The 21,804-nt window shown below is 66.1% G+C and carries 20 protein-coding genes and 1 pseudogene; 15 read left to right on the plus strand and 6 right to left on the minus strand.

All coding sequences use genetic code 11. The features are described 5' to 3' along the window. Positions 1–83 precede the first annotated feature (83 nt). Both G4G28_RS09490 and G4G28_RS09495 read right to left on the minus strand, forming a co-directional pair. Complete coding sequence (locus G4G28_RS09490; RefSeq protein ID WP_182988073.1) at positions 84–1,763, minus strand: AMP-binding protein; 1,680 nt, start codon at positions 1,761–1,763, stop codon at positions 84–86. Between the two features lie 110 nt (positions 1,764–1,873). Further along, positions 1,874–2,134 (minus strand): hypothetical protein, encoded by a 261-nt coding sequence (locus tag G4G28_RS09495; protein ID WP_182988074.1) that lies wholly within the window; start codon positions 2,132–2,134, stop codon positions 1,874–1,876. 348 nt (positions 2,135–2,482) lie between these two features. Here G4G28_RS09495 and G4G28_RS09500 point away from each other — a divergent pair, with 348 nt between their 5' ends. Then, positions 2,483–2,740, plus strand: a complete 258-nt coding sequence (locus tag G4G28_RS09500; protein ID WP_182988075.1) for a WGxxGxxG family protein — start codon at positions 2,483–2,485, stop codon at positions 2,738–2,740. Between the two features lie 245 nt (positions 2,741–2,985). Here G4G28_RS09500 and G4G28_RS09505 read toward each other — a convergent pair whose 3' ends face one another. Further along, positions 2,986–3,411, minus strand: a complete 426-nt coding sequence (locus G4G28_RS09505) for a thioredoxin family protein (RefSeq protein ID WP_182988076.1) — start codon at positions 3,409–3,411, stop codon at positions 2,986–2,988. Between the two features lie 102 nt (positions 3,412–3,513). On the opposite strand from G4G28_RS09505, the gene tsaB reads away from it, so the two are divergent. The 4 genes from tsaB to G4G28_RS09525 are packed head-to-tail and all read left to right on the plus strand — an operon-like array spanning position 3,514 to position 6,577. Next, the gene (gene tsaB, locus G4G28_RS09510) at positions 3,514–4,260 is read left to right on the plus strand and encodes a tRNA (adenosine(37)-N6)-threonylcarbamoyltransferase complex dimerization subunit type 1 TsaB (protein ID WP_183108286.1); all 747 of its coding nucleotides are present in this window, start codon (positions 3,514–3,516) and stop codon (positions 4,258–4,260) included. A 32-nt stretch (positions 4,261–4,292) separates the two neighbouring features. Further along, positions 4,293–4,766: a ribosomal protein S18-alanine N-acetyltransferase gene (rimI, locus tag G4G28_RS09515; RefSeq protein WP_182991780.1), complete on the plus strand. Its 474-nt coding sequence runs from the start codon at positions 4,293–4,295 to the stop codon at positions 4,764–4,766. Continuing rightward, on the plus strand, positions 4,763–5,629 hold the full coding sequence (locus tag G4G28_RS09520; RefSeq protein WP_183108287.1) for a uracil-DNA glycosylase: 867 nt from the start codon (positions 4,763–4,765) through the stop codon (positions 5,627–5,629). The genes rimI and G4G28_RS09520 overlap by 4 nt, the downstream gene beginning before the upstream one ends. A gap of 48 nt (positions 5,630–5,677) precedes the next feature. Then, complete coding sequence (locus tag G4G28_RS09525) at positions 5,678–6,577, plus strand: DUF1853 family protein (protein ID WP_308602103.1); 900 nt, start codon at positions 5,678–5,680, stop codon at positions 6,575–6,577. A 254-nt stretch (positions 6,578–6,831) separates the two neighbouring features. On the opposite strand, the gene lplT is transcribed toward G4G28_RS09525, so the two are convergent. Next, the gene (gene lplT, locus G4G28_RS09530; protein WP_182988079.1) at positions 6,832–8,094 is read right to left on the minus strand and encodes a lysophospholipid transporter LplT; all 1,263 of its coding nucleotides are present in this window, start codon (positions 8,092–8,094) and stop codon (positions 6,832–6,834) included. A gap of 288 nt (positions 8,095–8,382) precedes the next feature. Between lplT and alr the strand changes: the two genes are divergently transcribed. Further along, positions 8,383–9,492, plus strand: coding sequence for an alanine racemase (alr, locus tag G4G28_RS09535; RefSeq protein ID WP_182988080.1), 1,110 nt, complete (start codon positions 8,383–8,385; stop codon positions 9,490–9,492). Beyond that, a pseudogene (radA, locus tag G4G28_RS09540) lies at positions 9,485–10,865 on the plus strand (DNA repair protein RadA). The gene alr and the pseudogene radA overlap by 8 nt, the downstream one beginning before the upstream one ends. A gap of 175 nt (positions 10,866–11,040) precedes the next feature. Here radA and G4G28_RS09545 read toward each other — a convergent pair. Beyond that, positions 11,041–11,850: a hypothetical protein gene (locus G4G28_RS09545; RefSeq protein ID WP_182988082.1), complete on the minus strand. Its 810-nt coding sequence runs from the start codon at positions 11,848–11,850 to the stop codon at positions 11,041–11,043. Positions 11,851–12,212: 362 nt separating this feature from the next. Here G4G28_RS09545 and G4G28_RS09550 point away from each other — a divergent pair, with 362 nt between their 5' ends. Then, entirely contained in the window at positions 12,213–12,497 is a 285-nt protein-coding gene (locus G4G28_RS09550; protein ID WP_229424952.1) for a PilZ domain-containing protein, read from the plus strand. A gap of 42 nt (positions 12,498–12,539) precedes the next feature. Here G4G28_RS09550 and G4G28_RS09555 read toward each other — a convergent pair whose 3' ends face one another. Continuing rightward, positions 12,540–13,361 carry a serine protease gene (locus tag G4G28_RS09555; RefSeq protein ID WP_183108288.1) on the minus strand — a complete coding sequence of 274 codons (822 nt, stop codon included), beginning with the start codon at positions 13,359–13,361 and terminating at the stop codon, positions 12,540–12,542. A gap of 837 nt (positions 13,362–14,198) precedes the next feature. Here G4G28_RS09555 and pstS point away from each other — a divergent pair. From pstS to phoR, 7 genes are all read left to right on the plus strand, one after another. After that, complete coding sequence (pstS, locus tag G4G28_RS09560) at positions 14,199–15,239, plus strand: phosphate ABC transporter substrate-binding protein PstS (protein WP_182988085.1); 1,041 nt, start codon at positions 14,199–14,201, stop codon at positions 15,237–15,239. 171 nt (positions 15,240–15,410) lie between these two features. Continuing rightward, entirely contained in the window at positions 15,411–16,343 is a 933-nt protein-coding gene (pstC, locus tag G4G28_RS09565) for a phosphate ABC transporter permease subunit PstC (protein ID WP_229425602.1), read from the plus strand. Beyond that, a complete protein-coding gene (gene pstA / locus G4G28_RS09570) occupies positions 16,340–17,197 on the plus strand; it encodes a phosphate ABC transporter permease PstA (RefSeq protein WP_182988087.1) in 858 nt (285 codons plus the stop codon). The genes pstC and pstA overlap by 4 nt, the downstream gene beginning before the upstream one ends. Before the next feature lie 25 nt (positions 17,198–17,222). Beyond that, entirely contained in the window at positions 17,223–18,017 is a 795-nt protein-coding gene (gene pstB / locus G4G28_RS09575; RefSeq protein WP_182988088.1) for a phosphate ABC transporter ATP-binding protein PstB, read from the plus strand. Between the two features lie 29 nt (positions 18,018–18,046). Continuing rightward, a complete protein-coding gene (gene phoU / locus G4G28_RS09580) occupies positions 18,047–18,739 on the plus strand; it encodes a phosphate signaling complex protein PhoU (protein ID WP_182988089.1) in 693 nt (230 codons plus the stop codon). Between the two features lie 2 nt (positions 18,740–18,741). Continuing rightward, positions 18,742–19,425 (plus strand): response regulator, encoded by a 684-nt coding sequence (locus G4G28_RS09585; RefSeq protein WP_182988090.1) that lies wholly within the window; start codon positions 18,742–18,744, stop codon positions 19,423–19,425. Positions 19,426–19,452: 27 nt separating this feature from the next. Beyond that, the gene (gene phoR, locus G4G28_RS09590) at positions 19,453–20,745 is read left to right on the plus strand and encodes a phosphate regulon sensor histidine kinase PhoR (RefSeq protein WP_182988091.1); all 1,293 of its coding nucleotides are present in this window, start codon (positions 19,453–19,455) and stop codon (positions 20,743–20,745) included. Positions 20,746–21,804: the final 1,059 nt, after the last annotated feature.

Genomic DNA, 21,804 nt, shown 5'->3' on the forward strand with positions numbered 1-21,804 from the left:
ACCGCTCGCCTTTAACGTAAGCCCGCGCGTAGGGCGGACGGGAGACCCGCCTCGCCGGCCGCGTCCACCCTACGAAACCCGGATCACCCGGCCAGCCCCAGGTCCGTCGTCACCTGCTGGCGCAGCAGGTATTTCTGGATCTTGCCCGTCACCGTCATCGGGAAACTGTCGACGAAACGGATGTAGCGCGGCACCTTGTAGTGCGCGATCTGCCCCTTGCAGAAATCGCGGATCTCGTCTTCCAGCGCGCTCTCGCCGGGGCGCAGCACGATGCAGGCGCACAGTTCCTCGCCATACTTCGCGTCCGGCACGCCCACGCACTGCACGTCGAGCACCTTCGGGTGGCGGTACAGGAATTCCTCGATCTCGCGCGGATAGATGTTCTCGCCGCCGCGGATCACCATGTCCTTGGCCCGCCCGACGATCGTCGCAAAGCCCTGTTCGTCAATCACCGCCAGGTCTCCCGTATGCATCCAGCGCGCCGCGTCGATGGTCTCGCGGGTCTTCTCCTCGTCGCCCCAGTAGCCCAGCATGACGGAATAGCCGCGCGTGAGCAGCTCGCCCTTCACGCCGCGCGGCACGATGCGCCCGTCGGCGTCGACGATCTTCACTTCCAGGTGAGGGTGGACGCGGCCGATGGTCGACACCCGCAGCGGTACCGGGTCGGTGGTCGCACTCTGGAAGCTGACTGGCGAGGTCTCGGTCATGCCGTAGGCGATCGTGATCTCCGTCAGGTGCATCCGTTCGATGACCCTGCCCATCACCTCGGCCGGGCAGGGCGAGCCGGCCATGATGCCGGTGCGCAGGGTCGACAGATCGTACTGGCCGAAATCGGGATGGTCGAGAAGCGCAATGAACATCGTCGGCACCCCATGCAGGCCCGTGCAGCGCTCGGCCTGCACCGTGGCCAGTACCGACTTCGGCTCGAAGCTCTCGCCCGGGAACACCATCGTCGCGCCGTGCGTCACGCAGGCCAGGTTCCCCAGCACCATGCCGAAGCAGTGATACAGCGGCACCGGGATGCAGAGGCGGTCGCGCTGCGACAGCTTCATCGCTTCGCCGACGAAAAAGCCATTGTTCAGGATGTTGTGGTGGGTGAGCGTGGCGCCCTTGGGCGAACCGGTGGTGCCCGAGGTGAACTGGATGTTCACCGCATCGTCGAACTGCAGCGCCGCTTCAATGGTGGCCAGTTGCTGGCGCTGGGCCTGGCTCGGCTCGGCCAGCAATGCGTCGAAATTGAGCATGCCGGGCGTCCTGTCGCTGCCGAGGCGGATCAGGTGGCGCAGCTCGGGCAGGCGGGTTGAGGCCAGCTGGCCCGGTTCGCTCGCGGCCAACTCGGGAATCACGTCATTGACGATGCCGATGTAGTCGCTCGACTTGAAGCTGGGCGCCAGGATCAGCGCGCGGCAACCGACTTTCTCCAGCACGTACTCGAGTTCGGAGCGGCGGTAGGCCGGGTTGATGTTGACGAGGATGAGGCCGGCGCGCGCGGTGGCGAACTGCACCAGCACCCATTCGGCGCAGTTCTGCGACCAGATGCCGATGCGCTCGCCCGGCTGCAGGCCAAGCGCCAGCAGGCCGGCCGCCAGGCGCGTGACGCGCTCGTCGAATTCGCGGTAAGTCCAGCGCACGCCCTGGTGCGGCACCACCAGCGCCTCGTTGTCCCCATGGCGGGCGGCGATGTCGGCCAGGAAGGGGCCGATCGTCTGGCCGATGAGGGGGACGTCGTGGCCACCGTGGACATAGCTCAGGCTCTGTTGCATCGTGTCTCCTCCAGTCTTGTTGTCGTTCCTTCAAGGATAGCCTGATTGTACGGCGATTTCGCCCCGCTGATCCGAAGCCTGGCGCAGGCGCTGGAGGCAGGCGAACCATTTCAGCGCAGGTAAGCCTTCAGCACATCCGCGCCCTGGTCCATGCCGTACTGCAGGCGGTTGGCCGCGTGCGCGACGCAGGCGTCCAGGGTGCCGGTGCCTTCCACCGCGGCCTGGGCGGCAATGGCTTTCGCCGCGATGCCGAAGGCGATGATGGATTCGTCCCAGCTCAGGCCCGATGCCAGCGCATGTTCGACGATGTGCGCGGCGAGGGCGCCCAAGCGGTCGACGCGCGAGTTGTCCATGTTTCCTAGTTTTAGCATGCGGTACTCCCTTCGAATGGTCGAATGAACCGGCGCCGTAGCCGGATGCGGTGTCGGTTCGATGGTAAGCGATTCGCCCGTTCCCACTTCACACGGCTGGCTGCGCGATCGTGCACCGGCCTGCGTCTGGAAATACATTGGCATACAGCTAAGCGCCGATCGGCAGAAACTTTCAGGCGCTTCGTAAAATAGGGGTGGGCGTGTCTTATTTCCTGAAGGCTAGCGAACGCGCTATGCATATTGAATTGTCTATACTGGCTTCACGGTTGAATCCGCTTCTTGCAGAGGCTTGCAAGATAGTGGTTAGCCATTAATTAAAATCGACGTTCAATAACCCAGGAGTGAATTATGAAAAAAGTACAAGCTATTGCAGGTCGAACCATTCTCGCCGTTTCGCTGACCGCTGCCTGCGCACTGCCGCTGCATGCTCAAAATACGGCCGCCGACACTGCCACCACGGGCTCCACCACCACGACCCAGACGGTCCCGGTGCAGGAAGAAGACCATGACTACGGCTGGCTCGGCCTGCTGGGCCTGGCGGGTCTCCTCGGCCTGCGCCGCAAGCACGACGATCATCACCGCACCACCAATACCACCGCGCGTTAATTCGCGGAAAACAAATTCGGCGAATTGGTTTCAGTTTTGCGCTCGCACGCGGAAATGCAATAACTAGTTCGTCAAATTGAAAATGCCGGCACGGCCAATATGAATTTGGCGGTGCCGGCATTTGCCTTTAATGTTGCACGTGGCAGATAAACGGAAGTTGTTTTGCCGGAGCACGCCGCCAATGCATTTCCCAGGCCTCAGGTTTGCAAGCAGATGCGTTGTCGCAATAGAGCGCCGCCCGCCTCTTATTCAGCCTGTTGCAACAACTCCCTTAAATTACAATCCCGCTGCCAGCCACGCCTTTCCTCGCTCGCCTGGCTCAGGCGCGTCAGCTCTTGCGCCGACAGCTCCGCCTGCGCCTGCACCAGCCGGTCAGCCACCTGCGCGTCCGGCAGCATGGTGCCAAAGAAAGCGACTGTCTCGCCGCGCTGGACTAACAAGGTAGGGAAGTTCTCGACATCCAGGTCGCCGACGACATCGGATTCGTCCTCGACATCGATCCAAACGAAGGTCTTGTCCGGATGGCGGGCGGCCAGGCCTTCGAAGGCGGCGCGGTAGGAGCCGCAGGTGCCGCACCAGGCGGCGCAGAGGCAGGCGACGACCCAGCGGCCGGCGGCAAGGGCGTCGGCGAGCTGGTCGCGGTTGCTGGAGTCGAGGGTCAGGCTTTGCATGGGCGAATTCTACCTTGGAGAAAGGGTTTCGGCAGCAACGGGAGGTGTGGCGGCAAGCCCGCGGGCCATGGCCGGCCCTGCCGCGGCGGGTTAAAATAGCGCATGCCTATCATCCTTGCCATCGAAACTTCGTCGGAACTCGCCTCCTGCGCGCTGCATCATGGCGCCACCACCTTCTCGCGCGAATCCGACGGCGTACGCACCCATTCGCAATCCGTGCTGCCGATGGTGCAGGAACTGCTGCGCGAAGCGGGCCTGGCGCTCGCGGACGTCGACGCTGTCGCCTTTGGCGCCGGCCCCGGGTCCTTTACCGGCGTGCGTACGGCCTGCGGCGTTGCCCGGGGCCTGGCCTTTGGTGCCGACCTGCCGGTGCTGCCGCTCATCACCCCGGAGGCGATGGCCGAGGCCTGCCGTGCGCGCACCGGCGCGGGCGAGGTGCTGGCGGTGCTGGATGCGCGCATGAACGAGGTCTACTGGGCGCAATACCGCTACCTGGACGACGAAAGCGGCTGGCAGGTCGCGGCCGGTCCGACCCTGTCCAGCCCGGAAGCCGTCGCGCCGCTGCCGGCGGATGGGCCGCTCGCTGCCTGCGGCAACGGTTTCGCCGTTTATCCGCAAGCGTTTGAAGGCAAGGCCTTTGCCGCGCAGGCCGACGCCACGATCGTTCCGCATGCGCGCGAGCTGGCGCTGCTGGGCGTACGCGCCTTGGCCCGGGGCGAGGGCCTGCCCGCGGCCCAGGCCCAGCCGCCGCTCTACCTGCGCAACAAGGTGGCTTATACCAGCGCCGAGCGCCAGGTGATCAATGCCGCGAAGGCGGCCGAGGCCGCGGCCGGCAAGGCCGCAGCATGAATGGTAGCAAGGTCACCGAGCCGGCCATCGCGATGGCGTCTGCAGCCGGTCCGGCCGCCGGCCTCGCCCTCGTGCCGATGGGGCCCGGCGACGTCGACGAAGTCCATGCGCTCGAGTGCAGCGTGTTCCCCCATCCCTGGAGCCGCGCCAACTTCGCCGATTCGCTCGACGCCGGCTACGATGCCTGGCTGCTGCGCGACGCGGAAGGCAAATTGGCCGGGTACTTCCTGCTGATGTATGCGCTCGACGAAGCCCACCTGCTCGACGTGGCGGTGGCGGGCGAGCGCCATGGCACCGGCCTGGGCCGGTATCTGCTCGAGACGCTGTGCGCGCGTGCAAGGGAAATGGGCGCTGAATCCGTGCTGCTCGAAGTGCGTCCCACCAATGAGCGCGCGCTGCATGTGTACCGGCGCTTCGGCTTCGACGAAATCGGCCGCCGCAAGGGGTATTATCCAGCCCATGAGGGCAAGCGCGAGGACGCGATCGTGATGAGGTGCAGTGTATGAAGGTAAGCGAACGCGACGAGCTGTTCCTGGCCGAGATGGGTATCGGACCCCTGTGGCGCCTGCGCCGGCAGCCGGAGCCCGATGCGGTGGACGAGCCGCCCGCGCAGGAGGCGGCGCCCGCCACGGCGCCCGCGCCGGCCTGGGAGCCCGGTGTCATCCCGCCGCCGCCACGCGATCCGGCCTGGGGAGAGGTTCCCATGACCTCCGCACCCGCACCGGCACCGTGGGTACCGCCCGCGCCGCCCGTCGTGGAGGAAGAACCGGGCGACAGCGATGAGGCCATCGCCGCCATGGACTGGGTTGAGCTCCACGCGGCGATCAAGCGCTGCAAGCGCTGCGGCTCCTGCGAAGGCCGCGAGCCCGTGTATGGCGCCGGTGCGCAAACGGCGCGCTGGTTCGTCGCCGCCGGCGCCTCCACCGCCGCCGACGAAAAGGCGGGCCAGCCGCTGGCGGGCGACGCCGGCAAACTCCTCGACAATATGCTGGGCGCCGTTGGCCTCACGCGCGAGCGCGACGTGTATGTCACCAACCTGGTCAAATGCCGTCCGGCCAGTGCCAACGGCGGCGACCGCGCGCCCACGGCGGACGAAGCGCGCGCCTGCCGGCCTTTCCTTGAGCGCGAACTTGCCTTGACGGGCGCGGGCACGGTGCTGACCACGGGCCAGATCGCCGCGAATGGCCTGCTCGGCAAGCCCCTGCAGGAACCGCTGGCGGGCAGCCGCGGCAGCAATCACGCCTTCGGCGGGGCCGACCTCGTGGCCACACTGCACCCGGGCGAACTGCTGCGCCGCGGCGCCGACAAGGCCCTGGCCTGGGCGGACCTGTGCCGGGCGCGAGCTGCCCATGCGCGACGCGGCCGCTAGCTACCAGGAAGGTTTTCACCGCCGCTGGTCCCACCTGCGGCGCGCGGGGTGCGCGCCCTGGCCTGGCTGCTCGATTCTCCCGACCTGCTCGATGCCGATGCGCCGCACTGGCAGGGCCGCATCGCGACCACCGGCCCGGTGACGCCTGAGGTCGATGCCCGGCTGCGCGCGCTCGATCACGACCCGGCCGAACTCGATGCCGCGCTCGGGCCCCGCGTCTACACGCGCCTCGGCCTGTACGCCGAAAAGCTGATGGCCTTCTACTTCCAGCAGCAGGGCAGGCTGCTGGCGCACGGCCTGCAGATCCGCGCCAGCCGCAACGACACCGTCGGCGAGTTCGACTTCCTGCTCGATGCCGGACCGGATGGCGCCGAGCACATCGAGTTCGCCACCAAGTTCTATCTGCTGCAGGGCGAGGCCGGCGACCGTTTCGATGCGCTGGTCGGCCCGAACCTGGCCGACAGCCTGGGCGCGAAGATGCGCAAGATTTTTGAGCGCCAGCTGGAGCTGGGCGCGCATCCGGCGGCGCAGGCGCTGTTGCCGCGGCCGGTGGTACGTGCTCGCGCACTCGTGAAAGGCTGGCTGTTTTATCCGGCCGGCAGCTGGCCGGCGATGAGCGGCGTCACCGCCGGCCACTGCCGCGGCTTCTGGTGCGCGCTCGAGGAGCTCGACACACTCGGCGCCGATGCCTTTCTCGTCCTGCCGAAGCTGCAATGGCTGGCGCCGTTTCGTGCGGCGCAGGCGGATGCGATACTGAACCGCGCCCAGCTGCATGCGGAGCTGGAGGCGCGGTTCGAGAGCTCGCCGTCGCCCGTGCTGGTAGCAAGCGTGCGCGCAGAGCCGGGATGCGTGGAAGAGGTCGAGCGCGGTTTCATCGTGCCGAACGACTGGCGCGCGCGTGCCGAGGCGCGGCGCGCGCAGGATACGACGCGAAATATTGTTTGGTAAAATTGCAATAATTGCAAATATCGTTTGCCACCGTAGGGTGGCCCCCGTGCCCACGCGTTACGACCCTAACCAAAGCCGCATGCCGCAACGACCCGCTCCGCGGCATATCCACCCCTTGGCTCGTGGATCAAGTGACCGGGTTTTGGGCCGGCGAGCGACACCTCACCGCACCTAGCCGTTTGCATACGTCCGTACCGCGTGCGCACGGGGTGCCTCGGCGGCCCCGCGCACCCTACGGGTGGCATACCCGCGGCTCAGTGCTTGTGTTCCCCAATCAGCGCCAGCGAATCGTGCTGCTTCTGGTTGCGCAGGTGCAGGCGCAGGATGAGGGTGGTGACGCCGGCGATCGACAGGCCGAACAGGACGATGATCACGTCCAGGTTCAGGTTCAGCGTGATCATGATCGCGTACAGGGCGAGCATGGTCAGGATCGACAGGTTTTCGTTGAAGTTCTGTACCGCGATCGAATGCCCGGCGCTCATCAGGACGTGGCCGCGGTGCTGCAGCAGCGCGTTCATCGGCACCACGAAGAACCCAGACAGGAAGCCGATCAGGGCCAGCAGCGGGTAGGCGATGATCACGTCATGGACGAACACCATGATCGTCACGACCAGGCCCATGAAGATGCCCATCGGGATGACCGTCAGCGACTTTTTCAGGGGCACGACGTGGGCGGCCAGCGCCGCACCGATCGCCACGCCGATCGCGACCACGCCGATCAGGCTGGTCGCCTTGTCGAGCGGCATGTGCAGGGAGCGCTCGGCCCATTTCAGCACGATCAGCTGCAGGGTCGCGCCAGCGCCCCAGAACAGGGTCGTCACGGCCAGCGAAATCTGGCCCAGCTTGTCCTTCCACAGCGTCGCCGAGCAGTTGGCGAAGTCGCCAATCAGCTTCATCGGATTGCGTTCCTGGTGCTCGTAGCGGGCGCCGGTGTCGGGAATGCGCAGGTTGAACAGGGTGGCCAGCAGGTAGATCCCGGCGACAACCGCCATCGCCGCTTCGCTGATGCTGTCCACGCCGGTGTCGATGAGGGGGAAGTCGAAGCCGAGCAGCAGGCTTGACCCCTGTTCGCTCACCAGCGCGCCGCCCATCACGGTGCCGAAGATGATCGACATCACGGTCAGGCCTTCGATCCAGCCGTTGGCGGCGACGAGTTTTTCCGGCGGCAGCAGTTCGGTCAGGATGCCGTACTTCGCCGGCGAATACACGGCGGCGCCGAAGCCGACGACGGCATAGGCCACCAGCGGGTGCACGGTCAGGAACATCAGGGCGCAACCGAAGATCTTGATCAGGTTGGCGATGAACATGACGCGGCCTTTCGGCAGCGAATCGGCAAAGGCGCCGACGAATGCGGCCAGCAGCACGTAGAACAGCACGAATGACAGCTTCAGGAGCGGCGTCAGCGAAGCCGGGGCGCTCATCCTCACCAGCACGTCAATGGCTACGAACAGCAGCGCATTGTCTGCCAGCGACGAGAAAAACTGCGCCGCCATGATGGTGTAGAAACCACGATTCATTCGATAGGTCGGAAAACAAGTGTGGGTTGCTTTATACCATGAAAGGGTCGCCCGCCCAAAGAAGCGGAACCTCGCCGCCCCCGGACGGACGCCCGGCGGACCACGCCAATCGTGGCCAGTAGCGGGGGCATGCGAACGCGCGCACCGGGGAATGCTGGCCATATCGGCCATCGGGGGGCGGCGCGCGGCGCCAGCGCAAGGAAAGGCCCCGCTTGGTAAAATAGAGCCTTTCGCCTAATCGCGTTTTTCCTCCCTTTCGTCTTCGTCCTTCGTCTTCATCTATCGCCCATGCCACGCCCGCTCAGCGCCACCATCCATCTCGATTCGATGCAGCATAACCTCGCCCGCGCCCGCGCCTGCGCGCCCGACGCCAAGGCCTGGGCCGTCGTCAAGGCCAACGCCTACGGCCACGGCCTGGAACGGGGCATGAAGGGCTTCGTGCTGGCCGACGGCCTGGCCCTGATCGAGACCGAAAACGCGCTGCGCCTGCGCGAACTCGGCTGGATCAAGCCGATCCTGCTGCTCGAGGGGATCTTCGACGCCAGCGACGTCTCGCTGCTGGCCGAGCACAATATCAACAGCACCGTGCATTGCATCGAGCAGATCAAGATGCTGGAATATACCCAGCTCTACCGCCCGATCGACGTCCACCTGAAGATGAACACCGGCATGAACCGGCTCGGCTTCAGGCCCGAGGACTATGCCGCCGCCTACAAGCGCCTGCGCGCCATCCCGGGCATCCGCCACATCACCCTGATGACCCATTTTGCCAATGCCGACGAACTGGAACACCCGCGCCTGGCCATTGCCGAACAGGTGCGCCGCTTCCAGCAGGGCGCGCAGGGGCTGGACGGCGAGCGCAGCCTGTCGAATTCCGGCGGCGTGCTGCACCAGGCCGAGCTGCAGGCGGAACTGCACAACGACTGGGTGCGCCCCGGCGTCATGCTGTATGGCGGCACCCCGGGCGGCGGACGCACCGCGCATGATTACGGCCTGCGCCCGACCATGACGCTGTCCTCGGAAATCATCGCGATCCAGAACCTGGTTGCCGGCGACACCGTCGGCTATGGCAGCCGCTTCGAGGCAAGCAAGCCGATGCAGGTGGGCGTGGTGGCCTGCGGCTATGCCGACGGCTACCCGCGCCATGCGCCGCACGGCACGCCCGTCATCGTCGACGGCGTGCGCACCTCGGTGGTCGGGCGCGTGTCGATGGACATGATGACGGTGGACCTGACGCCCGTGCGCAACGCGCGCGTGGGCAGCAAGGTGACCCTCTGGGGCGATGGCCTGCCGATCGACGAGGTGGCAAGTGCCGCCGGCACCATCGGCTATGAATTGATGTGCGCGCTCGCGCCGCGGGTGCGCGTCCTGGAAGGAAGGTTGGGAACGAATGGCTAAGGCAAAGACCCAGTTCGTCTGCAGCGAGTGCGGCAGCGTGTCCAGCCGCTGGACCGGCCAGTGCGCCGACTGCAAGGCCTGGAACACGATGGTCGAGCAAACGGTCGAAACGGCCGGCGTGAACCGCATGTCGCAGACCGTGAACCACAAGGCGCTGGCACAGACGGCGCCGGTGCTGTCGCTCGCCGACATCGAGGCCGTCGACGTGCCGCGCTTCGGCACCGGCATCGAGGAATTCGACCGCGTACTGGGCGGCGGCCTGGTGGCCGGCGGCGTCGTGCTGATCGGCGGCGACCCCGGCATCGGCAAGTCGACCCTGCTGCTGCAGGCCCTGGCCAACCTGGCCGCCACACGCAGCACTTTATATGTGAGCGGCGAGGAATCCGGTGCCCAGATCGCGCTGCGTGCGCGCCGTCTGCAGGTGGAAGCGAAAGACCTGAAGCTGCAAGCCGAAATCCAGCTCGAGAAAATCCTGGGGACCCTGGCGGACCTGAAGCCCGAAGTGGCCGTCATCGACTCGATCCAGACCCTGTATTCGGACGCGCTGACGGCCGCCCCGGGTTCGGTGTCGCAGGTGCGCGAATGCGCGGCGCAACTGACGCGCGTGGCCAAGCAGACGGGCGTGACGATCATCCTGGTCGGCCACGTGACGAAGGAGGGCGCACTGGCCGGCCCGCGCGTGCTCGAGCACATCGTCGACACGGTGCTGTACTTCGAGGGCGATACCCAGTCGAGCTTCCGCCTGGTGCGGGCGATCAAGAACCGCTTCGGCGCGGTGAATGAACTGGGCGTGTTCGCCATGACGGAGAAGGGCTTGAAGGGCGTGTCGAACCCGTCCGCCCTGTTCCTGTCGCAGCACGACAACCAGGTGCCCGGCTCCTGCGTGATGGTCACGCAGGAGGGTACGCGCCCGCTGCTGGTGGAGATCCAGGCGCTGGTCGACGCCAGCCACCTGCCCAATGCCCGCCGCCTGTCGGTGGGCCTGGAGCAGAACCGCCTCGCCATGCTGCTGGCCGTGCTGCACCGCCACGCGGGCATCGCCGCTTTCGACCAGGACGTCTTCATCAACGCGGTGGGCGGCGTGAAAATCGCCGAACCGGCGGCCGACCTGGCGGTGCTATTGGCGATCAACTCCTCGATGCGCAACAAGCCGCTCCCGCGCGGGCTGGTCGTGTTCGGCGAAGTCGGCCTGGCCGGCGAGATCCGTCCCGCCCCGCGCGGCCAGGAGCGCCCTGAAGGAAGCGGCGAAACTGGGTTTCTCGATCGCGCTCGTCCCGAAAGGGAATGCGCCGAAGGGCAAGATCGAAGGCATGACCATCATCGCGGTCGAACGGATCGACCAGGCCTTCACCAAGCTGCGCGAACTCGATTGAAGCCGGCCGGCGCCAGCAGGCGCTGGCGGGCTACAGCTTGTGAACGGCCCCGGCATGCGCGGCACGGCCTCGCCCTGCGCCTGGGTCAGCACACCATGCTGGAACAGGGCATCGGCATCGGGATACCACATGTTTTCGGGCGCCGTCTGGTTGATCCGGTAGATGAAGGCCTCGGTCATGCCCAGCTTGCCGTAGGCCTTGCGCACCGCCACCGCGGCGGCCTTGCGGTCGCCTGGGCCGAAACTGTGAAAGCCCGGTGGGCGCCCTCGCGCGCGCTGCGCACTTTGCCGGCCAGGTACGCCAGCGTGCAGGCCGAGCTGCATTCGGTCTCCACGTGCGTGTTCAGGCCGCGCGCCGCGATCAGCCTGCCCAGCTTTTGCCCCTCGTAGGTCCAGCCGCCATTGGAAGCGAGCATCAGCGTCGTCACCACGGGCGCACGCGCCAGCGCTGCTTCGAGCTGGGCGGCAATGCCGTCGTTGATCCCGCCGTGCAGGCTCAGGGTCCTGCCATCAGTCGACAGGAAGAAGGAGGGCGCCGGCCCGGGCTGCTGGCCGCCCGTCTGGCTCCAGTGGTCGCGCAGGTTGCGCAGCGATTCGGGAACGCTGAACAGCTGGAACACGAGGCCGAGGACGACCGCGACCCTGGCCGCCGCCGCCCAGCCGCTCGAGCCGCCGCGCGCCGCATGCTTGCCGGCCGAGACCCAGGCGCCGCGCGCCATGAAGGCCCAGAACGGATACCAGAGCAGGATGACGAGGACGGCCGCCGCCGAGCTGTAGCGCGCCGGGGCGTCTTCCATCACCGTGTCGAGCAGGACGGAGCTACCCGTCTCGAAGATCTTGTTGCCGAAGTAGAGGTGCAGCCAGTAGGTGCGCGGCAGGGAATAGTCGCCCGCCAGGTGCTTGCGCAGGAAGCCGAGCGGACCCGGGTGCTGGCTGGCACCGGCGAGATCGCGGCGGCCGAAGTCGGGAACGGACCAGGCGGTCATGGAGACTCGCTCGAGGAGGCTTGGGCGGCGCGGTGGCCAGGATGGGGGACCAGGGAGTTCATCGTGGGTCATTTCATTCGACGGCGGGCAGGCGGCAGGGGCGGTATCAGGGCGCATCAAGCTGCCCCGCGCTGCGGTGAGCCACACCGGCCAGGCATCTGAAATTGCACTGTGGAAACATGGATTCTAGGTTGATTCCATGCAAGGTGCAATCATCAGGAAGGGCTTGTAGGTTTTATGCCACCGTTCAGATAACAGACCATGTCCTGCCGGCATCATCGTTCTTGCATATAATTGCGCCTCCTCTTACACATGGGTTGGGAAACGTGCAAACAGATCAGCGGCAGTCAGCGCGCAAGGTAATGAAGACCCGTGCCATGGTGGCGGCCGAGGGAGCGGCGCCCGTCATGGGGCGCACCAGCGACCTCAATGAGGGTGGGGTGAGCATCAGCCTGCCGGGGCCGATGGCGGCCGGCCAGACGGCGCAGGTACGCTTCGACCTGCTGGTCGAGGGTCAGCTCGTGCCGATCAATACCCGCGCGCGGGTGCAGTACTGCATCCTCAGCGGCGGCGATTTCAAGATCGGCTTCCAGTTCGTCAACCTGGACATGGGCGCGACGACGGCGCTGTCGCGCTTCCTGCGTTAGGGCCGAGCGAATTCCCGTTGCAGCGCGCCGTGGGCTGCGGGTCTACCTGCAGTTATCCGGCGTCCTGGCGCAGGAAGCATTGAAGAGGTCGACCCAGCGGCCATCGGGTTCCGGCGAGCTTTGCGCCTGGACCTTGAACGGGCCCGGCGCATAGAAGCGCGATACCACGCCCACCACCCGGTTCGAGCCGTTGTTGGCGCCGGCGCCACCGCCCGCCTGCAGGACCTGGAAGTTCTGGATCCAGGGCGCGCCATCGAAGCCGTCTTTCCCATCCGAGCCGGACACCACATTGTTCTCGACGGTCGCGCCGACGTCGGCACTCGTGATCTGCTGCATTTTCTGGCCGCCGTCGAGATTGCCCGCGTAGCCGAGCTTGGTCGTATGGTTCAGGTTCAGGCTGAGGGTCTGCCAGCCGAGCCAGCCGGTCACGTCGCCGAGCGCGCGGACCGCGCCGCCAAGGGCCTGGTCGCCGAATTCGATCATCGCGTAGTCCGCCGGGTTCGGCAGGTAGCCGTTGCTGGTGGCCCAGGTGGCCGTCACGATCGCGGCGCGCCAGCGCCAGGTGAGCAGGGGCGCATTCCCGTCGCGGAAGGCGGGCACGAACAGCCAGTCCCGATAGAAGCCGGCGGCGGTGCCGCTGTGCACGCAGTGCCCGGCGGTGACGACGATGCGGCGCTGGATCACCGAGGCCGAGCAGAAGCGCGGCGTGCCATTGACGGTGAAGAAGAGCTTGCCCGCGGTGATGTAGGGCCAGGCGCGGTCGGCGGAGTAGGGCGCGCTGATGCCCGCGAAGATCGGGAACACCCGGCTGCTGGTGTAGGGCGCGGTACCGTCGTTGCCCGAGGCCCTGGGCGAGACGAGCATGCGCTCTTGCGCCGGCTCGGGTGTGAACAGCCGGCGCAGCGGCAGCCGCAGCTTGAGCGCGGGCGGCCTGGCGTCGCTCCCTTGCGGCTGGGCTGCGACGCGAGGGACAACAGGGCAAACACGGGTGCTGCAAGCAAATGCTTCTTCATGGCGAGCTCCACGGAAGTGAGCGCTCAGCTTGGTACGCGCCCGGCGCACAGTTCGTGCGAAACCGCCTTGCGTTGAGCATGCTCAACACGGTTTCCTGAAGTTAAGAATAGGCGCGGTGCCATCCACCCGCGGGCCGGACCGCGACACCGGAGCGCCGGAAAACGAAAGCGGCGAGCGCCCTGTGGGCCTCGCCGCTTTGTTGATGGCTGCCCGAAGATCGGGCATGTCACTATTCGTGATAGCGGTCGTGCAGGGTACCAGCGCTGCCGCCGACTTCCTGGATGATTTCGTAGGCGATCAGGCCAACCATGCCCGTTAATATTGCGAAGACAAACATATTAAACATAGAAACAAAACGCTCTTCAGCATTCCCTCCTTGGCAGTGAACACGCTTTGAGCATAGCAGCCTGCAGAGACTTTACAAGCAGGCCGGGCACCGAAATTTGCGCGTGAATGCGTAGGGCAATCCTGTATGGACGGCATCGATCATGTGACAGCCGTACGCGGGCTGCGCCTGTGCTGTCATGGAGACGTCATCGTGCCGAAACACGTGTGTGACACGCTCCGCCCAGGCTGTCATCGATATCGTGAAAGCGGCTTTTGGCATGTCATCAACTTGTCATATTCGGCCAGTAGACTGCGCAGCGTGACGGGGAGACCCCCGGCACCACCTGAAAGGATACTGACATGCGAATGAAGCAAGTGCTCGTCTCGATTGCCGTGGCTGCCGCCACCCTGGCCGCCACCGCCGCCCAGGCCGTGAACATCACCGGCGCGGGCGCCACCTTCCCCTATCCGATCTATGCCAAGTGGGCGGAAATGTACAAGGCCGCCAGCGGCAACGGCTTGAACTACCAGTCGGTCGGTTCCGGCGCCGGCATCAAGCAGATCAAGGCGAAAACCGTCGACTTCGGCGCCTCCGACATGCCGCTGCCGGCCGCCGAACTGGCCGAAGCCGGCCTGTTCCAGTTTCCGGCCGTGATGGGCGGCGTGGTGCCGGTGGTGAACCTGCCGGGCGTGACGCCGGGCCAGGTGCGCCTGACCGGTGCCGTGCTGGCCGATATCTTCATGGGCAGGATCACCAGGTGGAACGCCCAGCCGATCGCCGCGCTGAACCCGGGCGTCAAACTTCCCGCAGATGACATCACGGTCGTGCACCGCGCCGACAGCTCGGGCACCACCTTCCTGTTCACCAATTACCTGTCGCAGGCCAGCGCGGACTGGAAGCTGAAGGTTGGCGCCGGCACCGCGGTGAAGTGGGCCACCGGCGTGGGCGGCAAGGGCAACGAAGGCGTGGCCGCCAACGTGCAGCGCATCAAGGGCGGCATCGGCTATGTCGAGTGGGCCTATGCCAAGAAAAACCGCATGGCCCACACCCAGCTGCAGAACCGGGACGGCGCCTTCCTCCAGCCCGACGACGAGGCCTTCAAGGCGGCCGCCGCCAGCGCCGACTGGGCCAGGGTGCCGGGCTTCGCGGTAGTGCTGACCAACCAGCCGGGCAAGGCCAGCTGGCCGATCACGGGCGCTTCCTACATCCTGGTGCACAAGGCCCAGCTCAACGCGGCCACGGGCAAGGAAGTGCTGAAGTTCTTCGACTGGGCGTATAAAAACGGCGACGCGGCAGCCGCCGAACTGGACTATGTGCCAATGCCCGACGCCGTCACCAAGCTGGTCCAGGATGCATGGCGCGCCCATGTCACCGATGCCGGCGGCAAGGCCATCTGGTAAGCCGGGCTTGATGCCAGGACGAACGAGGGACTGCCGCCGCAGCGGCAGTCGCGACGGCCTCTCAGTACGAACCACACAAAAACACACATGAGCGCATACCCTCCCGTCGCCATCGGCCAGCCGGCTCCGAACCCGGCCGTCGACCTGCAGTACGCCGCCCTGCGCAAGACCATGCGCAAGCAGCGCATCCAGGATTTCTTCTTCCACAAGATCACCTTGCTGTTCGCCGCCAGCGTCCTGCTGGCCCTGGTCGGCATCATCGCCTCGCTGGTCATCGGCGCCATGCCCGCCTTCAGGGAATTCGGCCCGGCCTTCATCTACACCGTCGAGTGGGACCCCATCAACGACAAGTTCGGCGCCCTGATCGCGATCTGGGGCACTGTCGTGACCTCGCTGATCGCCCTGGTCGTCGCCTTCCCGATCAGCTTTGGCATCGCGCTCTTCCTCACCGAAATCTGCCCGGCCGTGCTGCGCCGACCGCTGGGCACGGCCGTCGAACTGCTGGCCGGCATCCCCTCGATCATCTACGGCATCTGGGGCCTGTTCGTGTTCGCGCCCCTGTTCGCCGACCACGTCCAGCCGCTGCTGAAGGAGACCGTCGGCCAGCTGCCGGTGATCGGCCAGCTGTTCCAGGGCCCGACCATGGGCATCGGCATCCTCACCGCCGGCCTGGTGCTGGCCATCATGATCATTCCCTTCATCGCCTCGGTGATGCGCGACGTCTTCGAGATCGTCCCGGCCGTGCTGAAGGAATCGGCCTATGGCCTGGGCTGCACCCGCTGGGAAGTGGTGCGCAAGGTAGTGCTGCCCTACACCCGCAACGGCGTCGTCGGCGGCGTGATGCTGGGCCTGGGGCGGGCACTGGGCGAAACCATGGCCGTGACTTTCGTGATCGGCAATGCACACGAACTGAGCCCCTCGCTGTTCTCGGCCGGGAATTCGATCTCCTCGACCCTGGCCAACGAATTCGCCGAGGCGGCCTCGAACCTGCACGTGTCCTCGCTGTTCGCCATCGCCCTGATCCTGTTCGCGATCACCTTTGTCGTGCTGTCGGCGGCCAAACTGATGTTGGCGGGGATGTCCCGCAAGGAAGGTACGAAATGAAGGCGGCCATGAACCCCGTCTACCGCAGGCGCCTGCTGGCGCACCGGGTCGGCATGGCCCTTTCCGTGGCGGCCATGCTCGTGGGCCTGGCCTTCCTGGCCTGGATCCTCTGGACCCTGGTTGCCAACGGCTTCGGCTCGCTCTCGACCGCGCTCTTCACCGCCGACACCCCGGCGCCGGGCGGCGAGGGCGGTGGCCTGCGCAATGCCATCGTCGGCAGCCTGATGATGGTGGGCCTGTCGACCCTGGTCAGCACGCCGATCGGCATCCTGGCCGGCATCTACCTGGCCGAGTACGGCGCCACCAACCGCTTCGGCCAGGTCACGCGCTTCGTCACCGACGTGATGCTCTCGGCCCCGTCGATCGTGATCGGCATGTTCGTCTGGGCCGTCTACGTGGCCAACGCCAAGCACTTCTCGGGCTACGCGGGTTCGCTGGCGCTGGCGCTGATCGCCATTCCGGTCGTCGTGCGTACCACCGACAACATGCTGCGCCTGGTACCGACCAATTTGCTGGAAGCGGCATTCGCCCTGGGCGCGCCGCGCTGGAAGGTGGCGATGACGGTGCGCCTGCGCGCCGTGAAAGCTGGCGTCATCACCGGCGTCCTGCTGGCCCTGGCGCGCATCTCTGGCGAAACCGCGCCGCTCTTGTTCACGGCCCTGAACAACCAGTTCTACAGCACCGACATGAACGCGCCACTGGCCAACCTGCCGATCGTGATCGCGCAGTTCGCCATGAGCCCCTACGACGACTGGCGCGCGCTGGCCTGGGGCGCGGCACTCCTGGTGACCTTCGCCGTGCTGCTGCTGAACATCCTGTCGCGGACCGTCTTCACCCAGAAGACGCCGCGTTGATTCCCGACGAAATGTGAAAACCACCATGATCCACTCCATGCAGGCTGCCCCGGCAGCGCAAGCGAAGACCAAGACCATAGCGATCGCCAACCTCGACTTCTACTACGGGAAGACGCAGAGCCTCAAGAAAGTCTCGCTCGACATCCACGAAAAGCAGGTCACCGCCTTCATCGGCCCCTCGGGCTGCGGCAAGTCGACCCTGCTGCGCACCCTGAACCGCATGTACGACCTGTACCCGGGCCAGCGCGCGGAAGGATCGATCGTCTACCGCGAGCGCAACATCCTCGAGCCGGGCGTCGACGTGAACATGCTGCGCGCGAAAATCGGCATGGTATTCCAGAAGCCGACCCCGTTCCCGATGTCGATCTACGACAATATCGCCTTCGGCGTGCGCCTGTACGAGAACCTGTCGAAAGGCGAGATGGACGAGCGCGTGGAATGGGCCTTGAAAAAGGCGGCGTTGTGGGAAGAGGCCAAGGACAAGCTGAACAAGAGCGGCCTGTCGCTGTCCGGCGGCCAGCAGCAGCGCCTGTGCATCGCGCGCGGCGTGGCGGTCAAGCCCGACGTGCTGCTGCTGGACGAGCCGACCTCGGCGCTGGACCCGATCTCGACGGCCAAGATCGAGGAGTTGATCAGCGAATTGAAACAGGACTACACGATCGCCATCGTCACCCACAACATGCAGCAGGCGGCCCGGTGTTCCGATTACACTGCCTATATGTACCTGGGAGAGCTGGTGGAATTCGGCGAGACGGATCAGTTGTTCATGAACCCGGCTAAAAAAGAGACCCAGGATTACATCACCGGCCGCTTCGGTTAATACGGAAAAGAAGAACAGGGAGAGCAGTAATGATCGGTGAACACTCAAGCAAACAATACGACCAGGAACTCGAAGCGATCCGCTCCAAGGTGCTGCTCATGGGCGGCATGGTGGAAACCCAGTTCGAGGAGGCGCTGCACTGCTTCCGCGTGGGAGATATCGCGCAGGCGGACCACGTGATGGCCGAGGACGCGGCCGTGAACGGGCTGGAAGTGCAGCTCGACGACGCCTGCAGCCACCTGATCGTCAAGCGCCAGCCGGCGGCGAACGACCTGCGCACCATCATGGCGACCATCAAGGTGATCACCGACCTCGAACGCATCGGCGACGAGGCAAGCAAGATTGCGCGCACCGCGAAAAGCCTGCATGCGCGCGGCGTGACCGGTTTTGCCCACTACGACACCATCCGCAGCATCGGCAAGGACACCTCTGAACTGCTGCACGACGCGCTCGACGCCTTTGCGCGCCTGGACGGCAAGCAGGCCATGCGCATCATCGCCGGCGACGAAATCATCGACCACGAGTTCCGCACCATCCTGCGCAACCTGATCACCTTCATGATGGAAGACCCGCGCACGATTTCCTCGGCGCTCGACACGCTGTGGGTGGCCAAGGCCATCGAACGCATCGGCGACCATGCGAAGAACATCGCCGAGTACGTGATCTACGTGGTCGAGGGACGGGACATCCGCCACAGCAAACCCGTCGTCCAGGAAGGCTGAACATGGGAAGCACGCGCGTACTGGTGGTCGAAGACGAACCGGCCATCGTCGAACTGGTGAGCTATTCGCTGCGCGAAGCCGGCTGGAGCATCTCCTCGGTCGGCACGACGGGCGCGGCCTGGGACAGCATCAGCCGCGGCAAGCCGGACCTGCTGCTGCTCGACTGGATGCTGCCAGACCAGAGCGGCCTGCGCCTCCTGGCACGGCTGCGCGCCGACCGCGACTTCCAGGACATCCCCGTCATCATGCTGACGGCAAAGAGCATGGAAGAAGACAAGCTGGCTGGCCTGAACACGGGCGCGGACGACTATGTGACGAAACCGTTCTCGCCACGCGAACTGCTGGCCCGTTCGCGCGCCCTGCTGCGCCGCAAGAGCCCGCACCTGGCCGAGGCGCCGCTGCGCGCGGGGGCTGTCCTGCTCGACCCGGCCAGCTGCACGGTCAGCATCGAGGGCCAGCAGGTCGACATCGGCAATGCCGAATACAAGCTGCTCAAATTCCTGCTGGCCCACCGCGAGCGCGTGTTCTCGCGCGCCCAGCTGCTCGACAAGGTCTGGGGCGACCACGCCGTCATCGAGGAGCGCACGGTGGACGTACACGTGCTGCGCCTGCGGAAGGCCTTGAAGGGCGCCGAAGGGCTGATCCGCACGGTGCGCAGCGTCGGGTATATGCTGTCGGAAAAATAATCGACGATTCACTTCCTTGAAGGCCGCATGAATCCCAAACTGCTGTTCTGGGTGCCGGCGCTGTTGCGCCTGGCCTCCATCTTCGTTGCCGCCGGCGTGGTGTGGTGGATGGCCGGACCGGTCGCGGCGCTGGCGCTGGCGCTGGCCGGTGCGGTTGCCGCGCTGTTCGTGCAGCTGACCTACCTGTACCGGCTGGGCGAGTGGCTGAACGACCCGCACAGCGGACGCCTGCCGGACGGCTGGGGTGCCTGGACGGACGTGTTCGCGCGCCTCTACCGCCTGCGCCGCGAGGACGAGCGCCACCAGGCGGAGCTGGCCGAATGGCTGGCGCGCTTCCGCCAGGCCATGAGCCTGTTGCCGGAGGGCGTGGCCATCATGGACGATGTGCTTTTCCTGGAGTGGTGCAACCCGGCGGCCGAGCGCCACCTGAACCTCACGCTCGAGCGCGACAAGGGCCTGCGCGTGACCAACCTGGTGCGCCATCCGGACTTCATCGACTACATCATCCTGGGACGCTACGAGCAGCCGCTCACGCTGTCGCTGCGCGGCCGCAAGATCGAATGCCGCATCATCCCTTTTGAAAACCGGCGCCAGATCCTCGTCACCCACGATGCCACCGATACCGAGCGTATCGAGGCGATGCGGCGCGACTTCATTGCCAACGCCTCGCATGAATTGCGCACGCCGCTGACGGTCATCGTCGGCTTCCTCGAGATCGCCATGTCCGACCCGTGCATGGATGCCGCCACCCGTGAAGCGCACCTGAAACTGATGACCGAGCAGGGCGAGCGCATGCAGCGCCTGATCGAAGACATGCTGACCCTGTCGCGCCTGGAGTCCGACGAATTCCCGCTGCGGCGCGAGCGCGTGGACGTGGCGGCGCTGGTGGAATCGGTGGCTGCCGAGGCACGGGCGCTGTCGAACGGCCGCCACCGGATCGAGGTAACGGTCGACGGCCCGGACGTGATGGGCAGCATGGAAGAGCTGCGCAGCGCCTTTGCCAACCTGGCCTCGAACGCGGTGCGCTATTCGCCGGGTGGCGGCACCATCGCGCTGTCGTGGCGGCGCGGTGCGGGCGACCTGCAGTTTTCCGTATGCGACAGCGGCATCGGCATCGACCCCCAGCACATTGCGCGCCTGACCGAGCGCTTCTACCGCGTCGACAAGAGCCGTTCGCGCGAGACGCAGGGCACGGGCCTGGGCCTGGCCATCGTCAAGCACGTGCTGCTGCGGCACGGCGGGCGCCTGAACATCAGCTCCGTGCCGGGGGAGGGCAGTACCTTCACCGTGTCCTTGCCCAACACCTCCCTGCCTGGCTAGGACCGGACGCCCTGCGATGCAAACGGCACGGCGGCCGTAGCCAATACCGCCGCGCACCGTAGGGTGGGCTCCGCCCACGCGGTAGGGCGCTTGACCAGTGGAGAGTCGACCCGGCACGCGGCGTTCGCACCACGAGGGGCGGTGCGCTATGCATGGGTACGACTGCCCACCTACGCAAGCTGCCCCGGGGGCCACATGCCTCCGCCCGCCGCGCACCGTAGGGTGGGCTCCGCCCACGCGGTACGGCGTTTGACCAGTGGAGAGTCGAGCTCGGCACGCGGCGTTCGCACCACAAGGGGCGGTGCGGCATGCATGAGTACGACCGCGTGGGCGGAGCCCACCCTACGTTTCGCCGGCTTTGCGGACGAATCGACCGGACCCACTGTATTCAGGTATCGCACAGCATCCGCACACCGCGCCCGCCGCGCACCGTAGGGTGGGCTCCGCCCACGCGGTACGGCGTTTGACCAGTGGAGAGTCGACCCGGCACGCTGCGTTCGCACCATGAGGGGCGGTGCGGCATGCATGGGTACGACCGCGTGGGCAGAGCCCACCCTACGTTTCGCCGGCTTTGCGGACGAATCGACCGGAGCCACTGTATTCAGGTACCGCACAGCATCCGCACACCGCGGCCGCCGCGCACCGTAGGGTGGGCTCCGCCCACGCGGTACGGCGTTTGACCAGTGGAGAGTCGAGCTCGGCACGCGGCGTTCGCATCACAAGGGGCGGTGCGGCATGCATGGGTACGACCGCGTGGGCAGAGCCCACCCTACGTTTCTAACCCACCAGCTCAGCCTCGCGAGGGTACTGCCCACCTACGCAAGCCGCCCCGGGGGGCACATGCCTTCGCCCGCCGCGCACCGTAGGGTGGGCTCCGCCCACGCGGTACGGCGTTTGACCCGTGGAGAGTCGACCCGGCACGCGGCGCTCGCACCACAAGGGGCGGTGCGGCATGCACGGGTACGACCGCACGAAAGGAGTCCACCCTACATTACGCCGGCTTTGCCGGCCAGTCCACCAGCGCTGCCTCGCTCAGGTACGCCCGATGCAAGATGCGCA

Origin of the sequence: Massilia sp. Dwa41.01b (assembly GCF_014171775.1) — a bacterium.
Taxonomy (GTDB): Bacteria; Pseudomonadota; Gammaproteobacteria; order Burkholderiales; family Burkholderiaceae_D; genus Telluria.

What these genes read in the sequence shown, in the direction of transcription:
- G4G28_RS09490 (WP_182988073.1), bottom strand. Translation starts at nt 1,763, where the DNA reads ATGCAACAGAGCCTGAGCTATGTCCACGGTGGCCACGACGTCCCCCTC.
- G4G28_RS09495 (WP_182988074.1), bottom strand. Translation starts at nt 2,134, where the DNA reads ATGCTAAAACTAGGAAACATGGACAACTCGCGCGTCGACCGCTTGGGC.
- G4G28_RS09500 (WP_182988075.1), top strand. Translation starts at nt 2,483, where the DNA reads ATGAAAAAAGTACAAGCTATTGCAGGTCGAACCATTCTCGCCGTTTCG.
- G4G28_RS09505 (WP_182988076.1), bottom strand. Translation starts at nt 3,411, where the DNA reads ATGCAAAGCCTGACCCTCGACTCCAGCAACCGCGACCAGCTCGCCGAC.
- tsaB (WP_183108286.1), top strand. Translation starts at nt 3,514, where the DNA reads ATGCCTATCATCCTTGCCATCGAAACTTCGTCGGAACTCGCCTCCTGC.
- rimI (WP_182991780.1), top strand. Translation starts at nt 4,293, where the DNA reads ATGGCGTCTGCAGCCGGTCCGGCCGCCGGCCTCGCCCTCGTGCCGATG.
- G4G28_RS09520 (WP_183108287.1), top strand. Translation starts at nt 4,763, where the DNA reads ATGAAGGTAAGCGAACGCGACGAGCTGTTCCTGGCCGAGATGGGTATC.
- lplT (WP_182988079.1), bottom strand. Translation starts at nt 8,094, where the DNA reads ATGAATCGTGGTTTCTACACCATCATGGCGGCGCAGTTTTTCTCGTCG.
- alr (WP_182988080.1), top strand. Translation starts at nt 8,383, where the DNA reads ATGCCACGCCCGCTCAGCGCCACCATCCATCTCGATTCGATGCAGCAT.
- G4G28_RS09545 (WP_182988082.1), bottom strand. Translation starts at nt 11,850, where the DNA reads ATGACCGCCTGGTCCGTTCCCGACTTCGGCCGCCGCGATCTCGCCGGT.
- G4G28_RS09550 (WP_229424952.1), top strand. Translation starts at nt 12,213, where the DNA reads ATGAAGACCCGTGCCATGGTGGCGGCCGAGGGAGCGGCGCCCGTCATG.
- G4G28_RS09555 (WP_183108288.1), bottom strand. Translation starts at nt 13,361, where the DNA reads ATGCTCGTCTCGCCCAGGGCCTCGGGCAACGACGGTACCGCGCCCTAC.
- pstS (WP_182988085.1), top strand. Translation starts at nt 14,199, where the DNA reads ATGCGAATGAAGCAAGTGCTCGTCTCGATTGCCGTGGCTGCCGCCACC.
- pstC (WP_229425602.1), top strand. Translation starts at nt 15,411, where the DNA reads ATGCGCAAGCAGCGCATCCAGGATTTCTTCTTCCACAAGATCACCTTG.
- pstA (WP_182988087.1), top strand. Translation starts at nt 16,340, where the DNA reads ATGAAGGCGGCCATGAACCCCGTCTACCGCAGGCGCCTGCTGGCGCAC.
- pstB (WP_182988088.1), top strand. Translation starts at nt 17,223, where the DNA reads ATGATCCACTCCATGCAGGCTGCCCCGGCAGCGCAAGCGAAGACCAAG.
- phoU (WP_182988089.1), top strand. Translation starts at nt 18,047, where the DNA reads ATGATCGGTGAACACTCAAGCAAACAATACGACCAGGAACTCGAAGCG.
- G4G28_RS09585 (WP_182988090.1), top strand. Translation starts at nt 18,742, where the DNA reads ATGGGAAGCACGCGCGTACTGGTGGTCGAAGACGAACCGGCCATCGTC.
- phoR (WP_182988091.1), top strand. Translation starts at nt 19,453, where the DNA reads ATGAATCCCAAACTGCTGTTCTGGGTGCCGGCGCTGTTGCGCCTGGCC.